At 68.4% G+C, this 14,929-nt stretch carries 14 protein-coding genes; 12 read left to right on the top strand and 2 right to left on the bottom strand.

What is annotated here, in order from left to right; translation table 11 throughout:
• The gene (rpsP, locus tag C5E06_RS05365; protein ID WP_104240673.1) at nucleotides 1–414 is read right to left on the bottom strand and encodes a 30S ribosomal protein S16; all 414 of its coding nucleotides are present in this window, start codon (nucleotides 412–414) and stop codon (nucleotides 1–3) included.
• A gap of 144 nt (nucleotides 415–558) precedes the next feature.
• Nucleotides 559–768: an LPXTG cell wall anchor domain-containing protein gene (locus C5E06_RS05360; RefSeq protein ID WP_104306231.1), complete on the bottom strand. Its 210-nt coding sequence runs from the start codon at nucleotides 766–768 to the stop codon at nucleotides 559–561.
• 120 nt (nucleotides 769–888) lie between these two features.
• Between C5E06_RS05360 and C5E06_RS05355 the strand changes: the two genes are divergently transcribed.
• The 12 genes from C5E06_RS05355 (at nucleotide 889) to C5E06_RS05300 (ending at nucleotide 14,849) form a co-directional block, all read left to right on the top strand.
• Nucleotides 889–1,992 carry a glutamate--cysteine ligase gene (locus C5E06_RS05355; protein ID WP_219819501.1) on the top strand — a complete coding sequence of 368 codons (1,104 nt, stop codon included), beginning with the start codon at nucleotides 889–891 and terminating at the stop codon, nucleotides 1,990–1,992.
• Between the two features lie 118 nt (nucleotides 1,993–2,110).
• Nucleotides 2,111–3,079, top strand: coding sequence for a 5-dehydro-2-deoxygluconokinase (gene iolC, locus C5E06_RS05350; RefSeq protein ID WP_104306229.1), 969 nt, complete (start codon nucleotides 2,111–2,113; stop codon nucleotides 3,077–3,079).
• Nucleotides 3,072–3,980 (top strand): deoxyribose-phosphate aldolase, encoded by a 909-nt coding sequence (locus C5E06_RS05345; protein WP_104240669.1) that lies wholly within the window; start codon nucleotides 3,072–3,074, stop codon nucleotides 3,978–3,980. The genes iolC and C5E06_RS05345 overlap by 8 nt, the downstream gene beginning before the upstream one ends.
• An 88-nt stretch (nucleotides 3,981–4,068) precedes the next feature.
• The gene (locus C5E06_RS05340) at nucleotides 4,069–5,592 is read left to right on the top strand and encodes a CoA-acylating methylmalonate-semialdehyde dehydrogenase (protein WP_104306228.1); all 1,524 of its coding nucleotides are present in this window, start codon (nucleotides 4,069–4,071) and stop codon (nucleotides 5,590–5,592) included.
• 58 nt (nucleotides 5,593–5,650) lie between these two features.
• Nucleotides 5,651–6,580, top strand: coding sequence for a 5-deoxy-glucuronate isomerase (gene iolB / locus C5E06_RS05335; protein WP_104306227.1), 930 nt, complete (start codon nucleotides 5,651–5,653; stop codon nucleotides 6,578–6,580).
• Nucleotides 6,581–6,630: 50 nt separating this feature from the next.
• Nucleotides 6,631–8,529, top strand: a complete 1,899-nt coding sequence (gene iolD, locus C5E06_RS05330; RefSeq protein WP_104306309.1) for a 3D-(3,5/4)-trihydroxycyclohexane-1,2-dione acylhydrolase (decyclizing) — start codon at nucleotides 6,631–6,633, stop codon at nucleotides 8,527–8,529.
• A gap of 63 nt (nucleotides 8,530–8,592) precedes the next feature.
• A complete protein-coding gene (locus C5E06_RS05325) occupies nucleotides 8,593–9,504 on the top strand; it encodes a sugar phosphate isomerase/epimerase (RefSeq protein WP_104240651.1) in 912 nt (303 codons plus the stop codon).
• 25 nt (nucleotides 9,505–9,529) lie between these two features.
• On the top strand, nucleotides 9,530–10,552 hold the full coding sequence (locus tag C5E06_RS05320) for a Gfo/Idh/MocA family protein (RefSeq protein ID WP_104306226.1): 1,023 nt from the start codon (nucleotides 9,530–9,532) through the stop codon (nucleotides 10,550–10,552).
• 9 nt (nucleotides 10,553–10,561) lie between these two features.
• Nucleotides 10,562–11,434, top strand: coding sequence for a sugar phosphate isomerase/epimerase (locus C5E06_RS05315; RefSeq protein WP_104306225.1), 873 nt, complete (start codon nucleotides 10,562–10,564; stop codon nucleotides 11,432–11,434).
• Nucleotides 11,435–11,595: 161 nt separating this feature from the next.
• Nucleotides 11,596–13,068: a sugar porter family MFS transporter gene (locus C5E06_RS05310; protein WP_104240648.1), complete on the top strand. Its 1,473-nt coding sequence runs from the start codon at nucleotides 11,596–11,598 to the stop codon at nucleotides 13,066–13,068.
• 105 nt (nucleotides 13,069–13,173) lie between these two features.
• Nucleotides 13,174–14,169, top strand: a complete 996-nt coding sequence (locus C5E06_RS05305) for a DMT family transporter (protein ID WP_104306224.1) — start codon at nucleotides 13,174–13,176, stop codon at nucleotides 14,167–14,169.
• The gene (locus tag C5E06_RS05300) at nucleotides 14,166–14,849 is read left to right on the top strand and encodes a GntR family transcriptional regulator (RefSeq protein ID WP_104306223.1); all 684 of its coding nucleotides are present in this window, start codon (nucleotides 14,166–14,168) and stop codon (nucleotides 14,847–14,849) included. Before C5E06_RS05305 ends, C5E06_RS05300 begins: the two co-directional genes overlap by 4 nt.
• Nucleotides 14,850–14,929: the final 80 nt, after the last annotated feature.

Raw genomic sequence — 14,929 nt, 5'->3', positions numbered from 1 at the left:
CTAGGCCTCGACCTCTTCGGTCGCTGCTTCTTCGGTGACCTCAGCGGCCGGAGCTGCCTTCGGCTCAGCCTTCGGGCGGAGGACCGGCTTCTTGCCGGCGTCTGCCACGAACGGAGCCTTGGCCTCGGGTGCCTTGACCTGGTTCTCGGTCGAGCCTTCGCCCGTGAACTTGCCCCAGTCGCCCGTGAGCTTGAGCAGGACGACGACGGCCTCGGAGGCCTGTGCGCCGACGCTCAGCCAGTACTGTGCACGCTCGGAGTCGACCTCGATGAACGAGGGGTTCTCGGTTGGGTGGTACTTGCCGATCTCCTCGATGACGCGACCGTCGCGCTTGGTGCGCGAGTCGGCGACGACGATGCGGTAGTAGGGTGCCCGGATCTTTCCAAGGCGCTTCAGACGAATTTTGACAGCCACGTGTCTCCTGATGGTGTGTGTATCGGCGAACGACAGCCGGAGGGCGTGGGGCACACTCGGCAGAGCTCAATGGTGAACCGTGGGCCGGATTAGAGGGTCGAGCCCACGAGGCTCAACTGCCTAGTTTGGCAGATTCTCGGCCAGTTAGCCAACCGCAGAATCGTCGCCGGACCCCGAACGACTCTGCGGGTCGATCGAAGCCTCATTCGCGCGCTCCGCTCGGCGCTGTCTGCGCTGCACGAAGAAGAGGATGATCCCACCCACGAGGACGAGGAGAACGGCGCCGATGACGTAGGGCACGAAGTCCTGGGCCCCGGTCGTGGCGAGTTCTGCGAGGGCATCCGAGTAGCGCATGGGGCCTCCGATCTCGGGCGGCGCGTGCCGTCGCCCGACTCCTCCCTCTATCTTGCGGCGGATGCGGATCGGGCCGCAATGCAGACACGCCGCGGGCCCTGGTGCGTCTACGCTTCAACCATGCGTTTCGCCTCATCAGAGCGTTCGACACTCGGTGTCGAATGGGAGCTCGGTATCGTCGACGCTGCGTCGCGCGAACTGACCGGCATCGGCCATGAACTGATCTCTCGTCTCGACGATGAGCGGTTCACGAAGGAGTTCCTCACGAACACCGTCGAACTCGTGACGGGCGTGCACCGCTCGGCGGGGTCGGCGGTCGGCGAGCTCCGGGGACTCAGGGACGAGCTGCTGGGCGCCGCGGACGCCGCGGGTGCCGGCGTGATCGGCTCCGGCACGCATCCGTTCTCAAAGTGGCGCGAGCAGCAGCGCTCGCCCGGCGAGCGCTACCGCATGGTCGCGGAGCGATCCGGCCGCTGGGGAGGGCAGCTCGCGATCTGGGGCGTGCACACCCACGTCGGGGTCGAGGACTGCCGGAAGGTCCCGGCGATCATGCGAGCCGCGTTGGCGAACTACCCGCTCATGCTCGCCCTCTCCGCGTCGAGCCCGTACTGGCAGGGCGAGGACACGACGTTCAGCTCCCACCGCACGATGATCTTCCAGCAGCTCCCGACCGGCGGCCTCCCGCCGGAGATGGAGACATGGGAGGACTACGAGCGCGTCGCGCACGATGTGCTGCGCACGGGCATCGTCGACGAGGTGCAGGAGCTGCGCTGGGATGTGCGCCCGTCAGCACAGTGGGGCACGGTGGAGATCCGCATCTCGGACGGGGCGACCAACCTCCGCGAGCTCGGGGCCATGGTCGCGCTCAACCACGTGATCGTGGAGCACGCGTCTCGCCAGCTCGACGCGGGGCACGACACGGATCGGCTCCCCTCGTGGTTCGTCCGTGAGAACAAGTGGCGCGCCGCGCGCTACGGGCTCGACGCGATCATCATCGAGGATGCGGAGGGCAACGAGCGCCCCGTGACCGAGGTGCTCGCCGAGCGCATCCAGGGCGACTACCTGCGAGTCGCCGAGGATCTGGGCTGCGCTGACGAGCTCGCAGCGATCGCGGACATCATCGAGAGCGGCTCGTCGAGCGACCGCCAGCGCCGCGTCGCCGAGGAGCACGACGGCGCGCTTGTGCCCGTCGTCGACTCCCTCATCGCCGAGCTCAAGGCCTGACGCGGCCCTCGGCGGGTCTCGAAGCCTCTCCGCCAGACTTTGTTACTTTGTCAGGACATTAGGTGTATGCTGACTCTCGTCCTCGTTCACCATCGGACTGAAAGTTGTACAGAGCCGTATGACCACTACAACAGCTACGTCGCCCCTCGACCTCATCACGCTCGGTCGTGTCGGCGTCGACATCTACCCCCTCCAGACCGGAGTCGGGCTCGAGGACGTCTCGACCTTCGGGAAGTTCCTCGGCGGCAGCGCGACCAACGTCGCCGTCGCCGGAGCCAAGCACGGACTGAGCTCGGCGGTCATCACCCGCACGGGAGACGACCCCTTCGGGCGGTACATCGTCCGCGAGCTCGAGCGCCTCGGCGTCAGGAGCGACTTCGTCACCCGCGACGACTCGCTTGCGACCCCGGTCACGTTCTGCGAGATCTTCCCCCCGGACGACTTCCCCCTCTACTTCTACCGCCAGCCGAAGGCTCCGGACCTCAACATCGAGACCGAGACGCTCGATCTCGACGCGATCCGTGACGCCAAGATCTTCTGGGCGACCGTGACCGGCCTCTCCGAGGAGCCGAGCCGCGCGGCCCACCACGCGGCGTTCGCAGCTCGCGCTCGCCGTGACCACACCATCCTGGATCTGGACTACCGCGCCATGTTCTGGCCGGACGCGGCCACGGCGACGGCCGCCATCGAGCCCATCCTCGCGCAGTCGACCATCGCCATCGGCAACAAGGAGGAGTGCGAGGTCGCGGTCGGCGAGACCGAGCCGCAGCGCGCCGCTGATGCGCTCCTCGAGCGAGGCGTCGACATCGCGGTCGTCAAGCAGGGCCCCCGCGGCGTGCTGGCGAAGACCCGAGAGGGCTCCATCGAGGTGCCGACGCACTTCGTCGACGTCGTCAACGGCCTCGGAGCCGGCGACAGCTTCGGCGGGGCCTTCTGCAAGGGGCTCATCGCCGGGTGGGACCTCGAGCACATCCTGCGCTTCGCGAACGTCGCGGGAGCCATCGTGGCGTCGCGACTCGAATGCTCGACCGCGATGCCCTCGACGGCGGAGGTCGACGAGATCCTGAAGGAGAACTCCCTTGCCTGAGCACTACCGGATCCTCGACGACGCGGCCTTCGAGCGGCTCCGTGACGCTCGAGCCGACGGCCCCTCCGCGCTGCGGGCGGCCCTCGCCAATCGCGTCCGGCGCTCGTCGCTGCTCCCCGAGGATCGCCGACTGTTCTTCGTCGCCGCCGACCACCCGGCACGTGGTGCCCTCGGCGTCCGTGACGACGCCATGGCGATGGCCGACCGCTACGACCTGCTCGACCGGCTCGCGCTCGCCCTGTCCCGCCCCGGCGTGGACGGCGTGCTCGGCACGCCCGACATCATCGACGACCTCGCCCTGCTCGGCGTGCTCGACGACAAGCTCATCGTCGGCTCCATGAACCGTGGCGGACTCCGCGGCGCGAGCTTCGAGATGGACGACCGCTTCACGGGCTACGACGTCGACTCGATGGTTCGCGACGGCATCGACTTCGCGAAGACGCTCGTCCGGGTGAATCTCGCGGATGCGGGCACCGTCTCGACGCTCGAGGCCAACGCTCGCGCCGTCGACGATGCAGCGGCGGCATCCCTCCCGATCATGCTCGAGCCGTTCATGAGCGAGTGGAAGGACGGCCGGATCGTCAACGACCTCTCCCCCGACGCCGTCATCAACTCGATCGCCATCACCTCCGGCCTCGGCAACAGCTCGGGCTCGACCTGGATGAAGCTGCCCGTCGTCCCCGAGATGGAACGCGTCATGGCGGCGACGACACTCCCGACCCTGCTGCTCGGCGGAGAGCCGAACGGCGACCAGGAGGCGGTGTACGCCAAGTGGGCCGACGCCCTCGCCCTCCCCGGTGTTCGCGGGCTCGTCGTCGGCCGCACGCTCCTCTACCCCGCCGATGGCGACGTCGCTGCCGCCGTCGACACGGCCGCGAGCCTCGTGCACACCCCGAGCTGAGCTCGGACCCCCAACACCCTCTCGTCGCGGCAGCTGCCGCATCCACCAGCGCCGCTCCCGGCCGGCGCACCACAGCGAAGGAAGATCCATGACTGACACTGCTCTGCCCACGATCCAGCACTGGATCAACGGCGCCTCCTCGACCTCGACGCCCACGCGCACCTCGCCCGTCTTCAACCCCGCCCTCGGCACCGCGACGAGCAACGTCGCTCTCGCCGACGACGCGGAGATCAACGCAGCGATCGCCGCCGCGAAGGCCGCATTCCCCGGCTGGTCGAACACCTCGATCGCGAAGCGCCAGAACATCATCTTCAAGTTCCGTGAGCTGTTGAACGAGCGGAAGCTGGAGCTCGCGCGCATCATCACCTCCGAGCACGGCAAGGTCGTCTCCGACGCCGCTGGCGAGATCCAGCGGGGCCTCGAGGTCGTGGAGCTCGCGACCGGGTTCCCCCACATCATGAAGGGCGACTTCACCGAGAACGCCTCGACCGGCGTCGACGTGTTCTCCATCAAGCAGGCCCTCGGCGTGGTCGGCATCATCAGCCCGTTCAACTTCCCCGCCATGGTCCCCATGTGGTTCTTCCCCATCGCGATCGCGGTCGGCAACACCGTCGTCCTCAAGCCGAGCGAGAAAGACCCCTCCGCCGCGATCTGGCTCGCGGAACTCTGGAAAGAAGCAGGCCTGCCCGACGGCGTCTTCAACGTCCTCAACGGCGACAAGCAGGCCGTCGACGGCCTCCTCAACCACGACGACGTCGCCGCGATCAGCTTCGTGGGCTCGACCCCCATCGCGCAGTACATCTACGAGACCGCCTCCAAGAACGGCAAAAGAGTGCAGGCCCTCGGCGGCGCGAAGAACCACATGCTCGTGCTCCCCGACGCCGACCTCGACCTCGTCGCCGACCAGGCCATCAACGCCGGCTACGGCTCCGCGGGCGAGCGCTGCATGGCCATCAGCATCGTCCTCGCGATCGAACCCGTCGCGGACCAGCTCATCGAGAAGGTGAAGGAGCGCATCACGAAGCTCCGCATCGGTGACGGCACCCCCACCGACACCCACGCCGAGCCCGACATGGGCCCCATCGTCTCGGAAGTGCACCGCGACAAGATCGCCTCCTACATCCAGATCGCCCACGACGACGGCGCCGACGTGCTCGTCGACGGGCGCGAGATCACGGCAGAAGGCGCCGAGGGCGGGTTCTGGCTCGGCCCGACCCTCATCGACAACCTCCCCACCACCAGCCGCGCCTACACGGAAGAGATCTTCGGCCCCGTCCTGGGCATCGTGCGCGTGAAGAGCTTCGAGGAAGGCGTGGAGCTCATCAACACCGGCCAGTTCGGCAACGGCACCGCGATCTTCACCAACGACGGCGGCGCCGCCCGCCGCTTCCAGAACGAGATCCAGGTCGGCATGATCGGCATCAACGTGCCCATCCCCGTCCCCGTCGCCTACTACTCCTTCGGCGGTTGGAAAGACTCCGCGTTCGGCGACTCCAAGGCCTACGGCCTCCAGGGCTTCCACTTCTACACCCGCGAGAAAGCCGTCACCAGCCGCTGGCTCGACCCCGCCAAGCACGGCGGCATCAACCTCGGCTTCCCCGAAAACGACTAGCCGACACAGCACCACGAGCCGCCCCACCACGACCATTCACCAGAAAGACTCACGAGCAATGTCCTCACACACATCAGCACCCTCTCGGGACGCTGCGGAGAACACCTGGTTCAGGGCCCGCGGAGCCCTCTCGCGAGACGGCTGGGAGAGCGTCGTCGATGCGACGCTCCCCGGCTGGGAACACACGGGCATCCGAGTCGCAGACCTCTCCGATGGTGTGCGCCTCGAGTTGCCCGCAGGCGACATTGAGCGAATGGTCATCCCCCTCCGCGGAGACGCGTCCCTCGAGCTCGACGGAGCGGATGCGCCCGCATCCGTCGAGCTCGAGGGCCGTGCCTCGGTCTTCGACGGGCCGGCGGACGTCGCCTACCTTCCCGTCGGCACCAGCGCCGTGGTCACGGGAAACGGCAGGGTCGCCGTCGCCGAGGCGCCGACAGCTCAGGTCTTCCCGTTCCAGGTGCTCCGCAAGAGCGACGTGCCCGTGGAGCTCCGCGGTGCCGGTCGTTCGAGCCGCCAGGTGCAGAACTTCGGCATCCCCGGCTCCCTGCAGGCTGCCAAGCTCATCGTGTGCGAGGTCATCACACCGGCCGAGAACTGGTCGTCGTACCCGCCCCACAAGCACGACGAGCACCACCCTGGCCACGAGAGCCGCCTCGAGGAGATCTACTACTTCGAGAGCGAGCCCACGAAGAACGCCACCGTGCCAGAGGGCGCTGACGCCTTCGGCATGTTCGCGACCTACACGTCGCCGGCCGGCGAGATCTCGATCAACGAGATCGTGCGCACCGGAGACATCGCCCTCGTCCCCTTCGGCTACCACGGCCCCGCCGTCGCGGCCCCCGGGTACGACCTGTACTACCTGAACGTCATGGCGGGCCCCGACGAGGCACGCGAATGGCTCATCAGCGACGACCCCGCCCACGGCTGGGTGCGCGAGCAGTGGGCCTCCCAGGAGTTCGACTCCCGCCTGCCGTACGGCACCGAGTAACCCGCCAGCCTTCTCCAAGCAACCAGCTCCACCAAAAGGAAATGACGCAGATGTCAACCAAGCGAATGACCGTCGGCCAGGCCCTCGTCGAGTTCCTCGGCAAGCAGTACACCGTCGACGGCGACGTGCGCGAGCGCACGATCCCGGGCATGTTCGGAATCTTCGGCCACGGCAATGTCGCCGGCATCGGCCAGGCGCTCAAGCAGGCCAACGTCGAGGACCCGAGCCTCATGCCGTACTTCCAGGCGCGCAACGAGCAGGCGATGGTGCACCAGTCGGTGGGCTACGCGCGCATGCGCCGGCGCCGCGCGACGTACGCGAGCGCCGCATCCGTCGGACCGGGCGCCGCCAACATGCTCACGGGCGCTGCACTCGCCACCGCGAACCGCCTGCCCGCGCTGCTCCTGCCGAGCGACACGTTCGCGACGCGCGTCGCCGACCCCGTCCTGCAGCAGCTCGAGTTCCCGCACGACACGGGCATCCAGGTGACGGATGCGTTCCGTCCCCTCTCCCGCTTCTTCGACCGCGTGCAGCGCCCAGAGCAGCTGTACTCGATCGCGCTCGCCGCCATGCGCGTCCTCACGGACCCCGCCGAGACCGGCGCCGTGACGATCGCGCTGCCCGAGGACGTGCAGGCGGAGCTCATCGACGTGCCGCTCGCCTTCCTCGAGGAGCGCGAGTGGCACATCCGTCGCCCCCTCCCGGAAGCCGGCCCGCTCGCGCGCGCCGTCGAGGCGATCAGGAACGCGAAGAACCCGATCATCGTCGCCGGCGGAGGCGTCATCTACTCGGGTGCCGAGAACGAACTGCGCGCCTTCGTCGAGGCCACCGGCATCCCCGTCGGCACGAGCCAGGCCGGCGGCGGTGCCCTCGACTGGGACCACCCGCAGTACCTGGGCGGCATCGGCGCGACCGGAACGACCGCCGCGAACCGCCTCGCCGCGCAGGCCGACGTCGTCATCGGCATCGGCACGCGCTACAGCGACTTCACGACGGCCAGCCGCACGGTCTTCCAGAACGACGGCGTGCGCTTCGTCAACATCAACGTCGCCGCGTTCGACGCCTACAAGCACGGCTCGCAGCTGCCCGTCGTCGCGGATGCGCGCGAGACGCTCGTGAAGCTCATCGGGGCACTCTCCGGCTTCCGCGTGAGCGATGACTACTCGCGGCAGATCGCGGCCCAGAAGACCGAGTGGGATGCGGCCGTCGACCTGGCGTTCGAGCCGAGCGGCCTCGAGCTGCCCGGCCAGTCCGAGATCATCGGCGCCGTCCAGGAGTCCAGCGACCCCCGCGATGTCATCGTCCAGGCGGCAGGATCGCTGCCGGGCGACCTCCACAAGCTGTGGCGCGTGCGCGACCCGCTCGGATACCACGTCGAATACGCGTTCTCCTGCATGGGCTACGAGATCGCAGGAGGCATGGGTGTGCGGCGCGCTGCCCCCGACCGCGACGTCATCGTCATGGTCGGCGACGGCTCGTACCTCATGCTCCACACGGAGCTCGTCACCGCAGTCGCCGAGGGCATCAAGATCATCGTCGTGCTCATCCAGAACCACGGCTACGCCTCCATCGGACACCTCTCCGAGACGGTCGGCTCCGAGCGCTTCGGCACCTGGTACCGCGCCTTCGACGAGGCGGGCTCCAACTTCCAGGGCGAGCAGATCCTCCCGGTCGACCTCGCGGCGAACGCCCGCAGCTACGGGATCGACACGATCGAGATCGAGCCGAGCGCCAACGCCATCGGCGAGCTGCGCGAGGCGATGGCGAAGGCCAAGGCGTCCGACACCTCCACGCTCATCCACATCAACAGCGACCCCCTCCTCTACGCCCCCGACGGCGAGGGATGGTGGGACGTGCCGGTCGCCGAGACCTCCACGCTCGACTCCACGAAGAGCGCGCGTGAGGACTACCTGCAGCAGAAGGCCGCACAGCGGCCGCTGCTCGGTTGACCGACCCGCCGCAAGCACTCCTCCAACCGCACACGAACGACCCTCTACAGAAAGCAGACGACGATGTCGCAGAGCATCCGAATCGGTACCGCACCTGACTCCTGGGGCATCTGGCTCCCCGACCACCCCGGCCAGATCCCGTGGCAGACGTTCCTCGACGAGGTCGTCAAGGCCGGCTACACGTGGATCGAGCTCGGCCCGTACGGCTACCTCCCCACCGACCCCGACCAGCTCTCCGACGAGCTCGAGTCGCGCGGCCTCAAGCTCTCCGCGGGAACCGTCTTCACGGGCTTCCACAACGAGGACGAGAGCCAGTGGCAGCGGGCCTGGGATCAGGCCATCGCCGTCGCGGGCCTCGCGTCGAAGCTCGGCGCAGAGCACCTCGTGACGATCCCAGACATGTGGCGCGACGACATCACGGGCCAGGCCAAGGAGGCACGCACGCTCGACGCCGAGCAGTGGAAGCGCCTCGCGGCCGGGCATGACCGCCTCGGCAAGGCGCTCCTCGAGGAGTACGGCGTCAAGCAGCAGTTCCACTCGCACGCGGACAGCCACGTGGGCACGTACCGCGAGGTCGAGCGGCTCCTGACCGAGACCGACGCCAGGTACACGAACCTCTGCCTCGACACGGGCCACTTCTCCTACTACGGCGGCGACAGCCTCCGCCTCATGAACGCGTACCCCGAGCGCATCGGCTACCTGCACCTCAAGCAGGTCGACCCGGACAAGCTTTTCGACGTGCTCAAGAACGACGTGTCGTGGGCGGAAGCGGCCGCCGACATGATCATGGTCGAGCCCCCGAACGGCATCCCGGAGCTCGGACCCATCGTCGCCCGCGCCGCCGAGATCGACCCGAACATCTTCGGCATCGTCGAGCAGGACATGTTCGGCTGCTCGGCCGACCGCCCGTACCCGATCGCCGAGCGCACGCTCAAGCACATCTGCGGCTCCACGCCCGCGGCCCGCGCCAAGTAGCACCTGAAGAAGAGGAACCATCACCATGACTTCAACTGACCTCCGCGTCGGCGTCGTCGGCGCCGGCCTCATGGGCGCCGACCACATCGCCCGCATCACGAAGCGCATTAGCGGCGCGATCGTCTCCGCCGTCATCGAGCCCGACGAGGGACGCGGCACCGCAGCCCTCGAGAACGCCCCGGGGGCGCAGTGGTTCACGAGCATCGAGGACGCCATCGCGGCGAACGCCGTCGACGCCGTCGTCATCGCGACGCCGGGCAAGTTCCACGAGCCCGTCCTCCTGCCCGCCCTCGCGGCGAAGCTCCCCATCCTGTGCGAGAAGCCCCTGACCGCCGACTCCGCGTCCTCGCTCCGGGTCGTCGAGGCCGAGATGGCCGCATCCGACCGGCCCCTCATCCAGCTCGGCTTCATGCGCCGATTCGACGCCGAGTACGCCCGCCTGCGCGAGATCATCGCCTCTGGCGAGGCCGGCGAGCTCCTCGCCCTCCGCGCGGTGCACCGCAACCCCGACGTGCCCGAGACGTACACGCAGGACATGCTCATCAACGACTCGGTGGTGCACGAGCTCGACGTCATCCCGTGGCTCGCGGGCAGCGAGATCCGCAGCATCGAGATCAAGTACATGCGCCGCAACCCGAACTCGCCGGAGCGACTGCGGGAGCCGATCCTCGTGCTCCTGGAGCTCGAGAACGGCATCCTCGTCGACGTCGAGATGAACGTGAGCATCAAGTTCGGCTACCAGGTCGCGACCGAGGCCGTCTTCTCGAACGGCCTCGCGCGCATCGGCCAGGCCAACGGCGTGCAGACCTGGTCGGACGGTGCGTTCGCGAAGGAGGAGCACCGCTCGTTCGTGACCCGCTTCGCTGCGGCCTACGACGTGCAGATCCAGCGCTGGGTGGACGCGGTCGCCCGCGGCACCATCGACGGCCCTGACGCGTTCCACGGCTACCGCGTGGCCCTGGCCTGCGAGGCGGGCGTCAAGGCGTTCGACGGGGGCATCGTCGAGGTCCAGCAGGTCGAGCGCCCCGCGTTCTACGACAAGGCATAAGGAGTCACCATGGTTCGCATCGCCCTGGACCCGACGCCGTTCCACCACGACGCCGGCTTCCTCGACTTCCCGGATATCGCTGCCCGCCTGGGCTACGAGTACCTGCAGATCACGCCGCACCCCGACTTCTCGTGGTTCTTCCGCCACCCGTCGGCCGACGACGAGTACGCGCTGAAGTTCAAGAAGCGCGCAGCGGATGCCGGCGTCACGATCCCCGCCATCCTCCCGGTCCAGCGCATCTCGGGCCCAGAAGAGGCGGGTCGCCTCGCCGCGGTGCGCAACTTCACTCGCGTCATCGAGCTCGCCTCGATCCTGGAGATCCCCGTGATCAACACGGAGTTCAGCGGTGAGCCTGCCCACTTCAACGAGTCGGAGGACGCCTTCCACCGTTCGATGGAGACGCTCCTGCCGATCCTCGAGCGCGAGGGCATCCAGCTCAACATCGACCCGCACCCCAACGACTTCGTCGAGGACGGGCTTGAGGGTTGGCGCGTCATCCGCGGGCTCAACAGCAAGAACGTGGGCTTCGTGTACGTCGCCTCGCACACCTTCCACTACGGCGACCGCGCGACGACGCTGCTCCCCGAGCTGGGCGAGCGCCTGGGCGCCGTCTACACGGCGGACACGTTCGACCATCACCGCTCGCACGGGCTGCGCTACATCTCGAACCCTCCGGGCAACGAGGCGCGCATCCACCAGCACCTGCGCATCGGCGACGGCGATGTCGACTTCGCGGAGCTGTTCACGACGCTGAAGCAGATCGGCTACCTCGACCGTGAGGACGCGCTCATCGTCTCGAACGTCTTCGCCGAAGACGAACGGGCCGACGAGGTCTCGAAGTTCCAGCTCGAGAAGATCCGGGAGCTTGTCGCCTCCTCCTGACACCGTGTGGCCCCGCAGCTCTGAGCTGCGGGGCCACACGCTCTCCCGGAATATTTGTCAGGACATATTCACATCACGTCATTCTTCGGTTACCATCAAGACACGCGTTCGCAGAAAACGCACCCCGCAGCACCACGCAGAACCTCGCTCCACCTCGCAGCATCCATGACAAGGACGTCCAAATGGCCTCATCGCACCCGGCGGGCCACACCGCCGAGAAATCACTTCCGCCCCTCACAGCTGGGCCGCACCGTTCGCGGCTCGGGCTGATCTCGATCGTCGCGTGCTTCGGCGGTCTCCTCTTCGGCTACGACACGGGTGTCATCAACGGCGCACTGAACCCGATGACCGAGGAGCTCGGCCTCACGCCGCTCACCGAGGGCGTCGTCACCAGCTCCCTGGTCTTCGCAGCCGCCATCGGCGCCATCTTCTGCGGCCGCCTCTCCGATGGCTGGGGCCGCCGCAAGACGATCATCATGCTCGCCGTGCTCTTCTTCCTCGGCACCGTCGTCGTCGTCTTCACCCCGAACTTCGAAGTGCTCGTCGTCGGCCGCATCCTCCTCGGCCTCGCCGTCGGTGGCGCCTCGACGGTCGTGCCGGTCTTTCTCGCCGAACTCGCCCCGTACGAGATCCGCGGGTCCATCTCGGGTCGCAACGAAGCCGCCATCGTCATTGGCCAGCTCTCCGCGTTCGTCATCAACGCCATCCTCGGCAACACCCTCGGGCACCTCGACGGCGTCTGGCGCATCATGTTCGCCATCTGCGCCATCCCGGCGATCTGCCTGTTCTTCGGCATGCTGCGCATGCCGGAGTCACCGCGCTGGCTCGTCGAGAAGGGCCGCGACGCCGAGGCCCTCGAGGTCCTCAAGACCGTCCGCTCCCCCGAGCGCGCAGAAGCAGAGCTCGCCCAGGTCGAGAAGGTCGCCCTCGAAGAGGGCCAGGAGAAGCAGGTCGGATTCAAGGCCATCCTCGGCAACAAGTGGCTCCGCCGCATCCTGCTCGTCGGCATCGGGCTTGGTGTCGCGCAGCAGCTCACGGGCATCAACTCGATCATGTACTACGGCCAGATCGTGCTCATCGAGTCGGGCTTCGACTCGAGCGCGGCGCTCATCGCCAACATCGCCCCCGGCATCATCGCCGTCGTCGGTGCCTTCATCGCCCTCTCCTACATGGACAAGTTCGACCGCCGCAAGACGTTCGTCATCGGCTTCTCGCTCACGACGGCCTGCCACCTGCTCATCGGCTTCTCGTCCATGATCCTCGAGCCGGGCAACCCGCTGCGGCCCTGGGTCATCCTGTTCCTCGTCGTCGCGTTTGTCGGCTCGATGCAGACGTTCCTCAACGTGGCCGTCTGGGTCTACCTCTCCGAGGTCTTCCCGCTGCACATGCGCGGCATCGGCATGGGCGTCTCGATCTTCGCCCTCTGGGTCGCGAACGGCTTCATCTCGCTGTACTTCCCCTCGGTGGTGGATGCGCTCGGCATCACGGGCACGTTCTTCGTGTTCGCGGGAGTCGGCGTGCTCGCGCTGCTCTTCGTCGCGACGCAGATCCCCGAGACTCGTGGACGCACGCTCGAGGCACTGGATGAGGACGTCACGACCGGCGCGATCTTCCTCCCGACCGCCAAGAAGTAGCGCTCCCGCTGCACCAGCGAGCGATGGGCTCGGCCGATTCGGCCGGGCCCATCGCTTGTCTCGTCGCGTGCAACGCGAGGCCGAGGATTGTGTAACAATCAGCCCATGACACCGCTCCTGCTTGTCCTCTTCGCCGCGGTCTGCTTCGGCACGACCGGGACGGCGCAGGCACTCGGCGCGCCCGAGGTGAGCGCGTTCTCGCTGGGCTCCGCTCGCCTCGCGCTCGGCGGCACGCTCCTCGGCGCCTGGGCGCTGTTCGCCGGGTTGCGCCGCCGAGCTGCCCTCGGAGGCTCCCTGCAGCTCCGGCCCGACTCCGCCCGGATCCACCAAACGAATCGTGCCCATCTCGGCCTCATCGCCCTTGGCGCGCTCGGCGTGCTCCTCTACCAGCCGCTGTTCTTCGCTGGGACGGCGGGCAGCGGCGTCGCCGTCGGCACCGTCCTCGCGCTCGGATCGGCCCCGGTCATCACCGGCCTCCTGCAGTGGGGGCTCGAGCGCCGCTTCCCCGGCCTGAGCTGGGGCGTCGCGACCGCGATCGCCATCCTCGGCGTCGCCCTCATCGCGGCCGCCGGGGCAGGCGATGCCGGCGGCGCGAACCTCGGCGGCATCGCGGCGTCGGTCGGCGCCGGCGCGAGCTACAGCATCTACACCCTCTCGGCGAAGGCCCTCATGAACCGCGGCTGGAGTGCCGACGGCACCATGGGCATCGTCTTCGGCGCCGCTGGCGTGCTGAGCATCCCCCTGCTCCTCGCGAGCGGTGCCGAGTGGATGCTCACGCCGGCCGGCCTCGCGACCGCGGCGTGGCTGGGCGTCGTCACCACCACCGTCGCCTACCTGTGCTTCGGCGCCGGGCTCGCGAAGCTGCAGGCCGCGACCGTCTCGACGCTGACGCTCGCGGAACCACTGACCGCGAGCATCCTCGGGCTTGTCGTGCTGCGAGAGCAGCTCGCTGGCCTCGAGGCCCTCGGCCTCATCGTGCTCGCGGCGGGGATCGTGGTCCTCGTGCTCGGCGCGACTCGTGCTCGCACACGCAGCGGCAGGCCGCTCACCGCACGCGCAGCGGACGCGAGCCAGGCCCCGGCGGGCCGAGGCGCGCGATGATCCACCAGAAGCCCCGCCCCGAGCCCGCCGCGCTCACGCGCCGGCCGACCGCGTCGGCGAAGCTCGCGGCGACCCTCCGCGACCGGATCCTCGAGGGGAGCTACGCCCGCGGCCAGTCGCTGCGCGAGGAGCACCTCGCCGCCGAGTTCGGGCTCTCGCGGCACACGGTGCGGACGGCGCTGGCCACCCTCGCGTCCGAGCGCCTCGTCCACGCAGCGCCCTACAAGGGGGTCGAGGTCACGAACCTCGACGACACCGAAATCCGCGCCATGCAGGATCTGCGCTGCGCGCTCGAATCCGAGGCCGTGCGCATCCTGAACTCCCGGCACCCGGACGGCTGGCCGGACGAGGTGCGGGCGCCGATCCTGGCCCAGATCGCCCAGCTGCGGGAGCTCGAGGTGACCGACGCACATTCGTGGCGGCAGCTTGAAGCAGCTCACGCGGCCGTGCACCAGGCGATCATCGATGCGGCCGGGAGCCCGCGGATCAGCGAGACTGCGCGCTCGCTCGAGAGCGAGGTGAGGCTCCTGCTCGCGGGAGCGCACGAGCACTACGGCGCCGAGGGGCTGGCCGAGGACCACGAGCGCTACCTCACCCTGCTCGAGCACGATGGCCCGACGGCGGTGCGCGCCCACCTCGACGCCCTCACGGCACACCTGCTTGCCAGCTCCCCCACCTGAGGCTCCCTCCAGCGCCGCATCCCCACGTGAATGCGCGCGGGATGCACACGAGGGACGCACGCGAGGGACGCACGCGAGAG

It is taken from the genome of Pseudoclavibacter sp. RFBI5, assembly GCF_002931395.1.
Lineage (GTDB): Bacteria > Actinomycetota > Actinomycetes > Actinomycetales > Microbacteriaceae > Pseudoclavibacter.
Note: the sequence above shows the minus strand (reverse complement) of the source record. Positions and strands in the feature narration are given on the sequence as shown.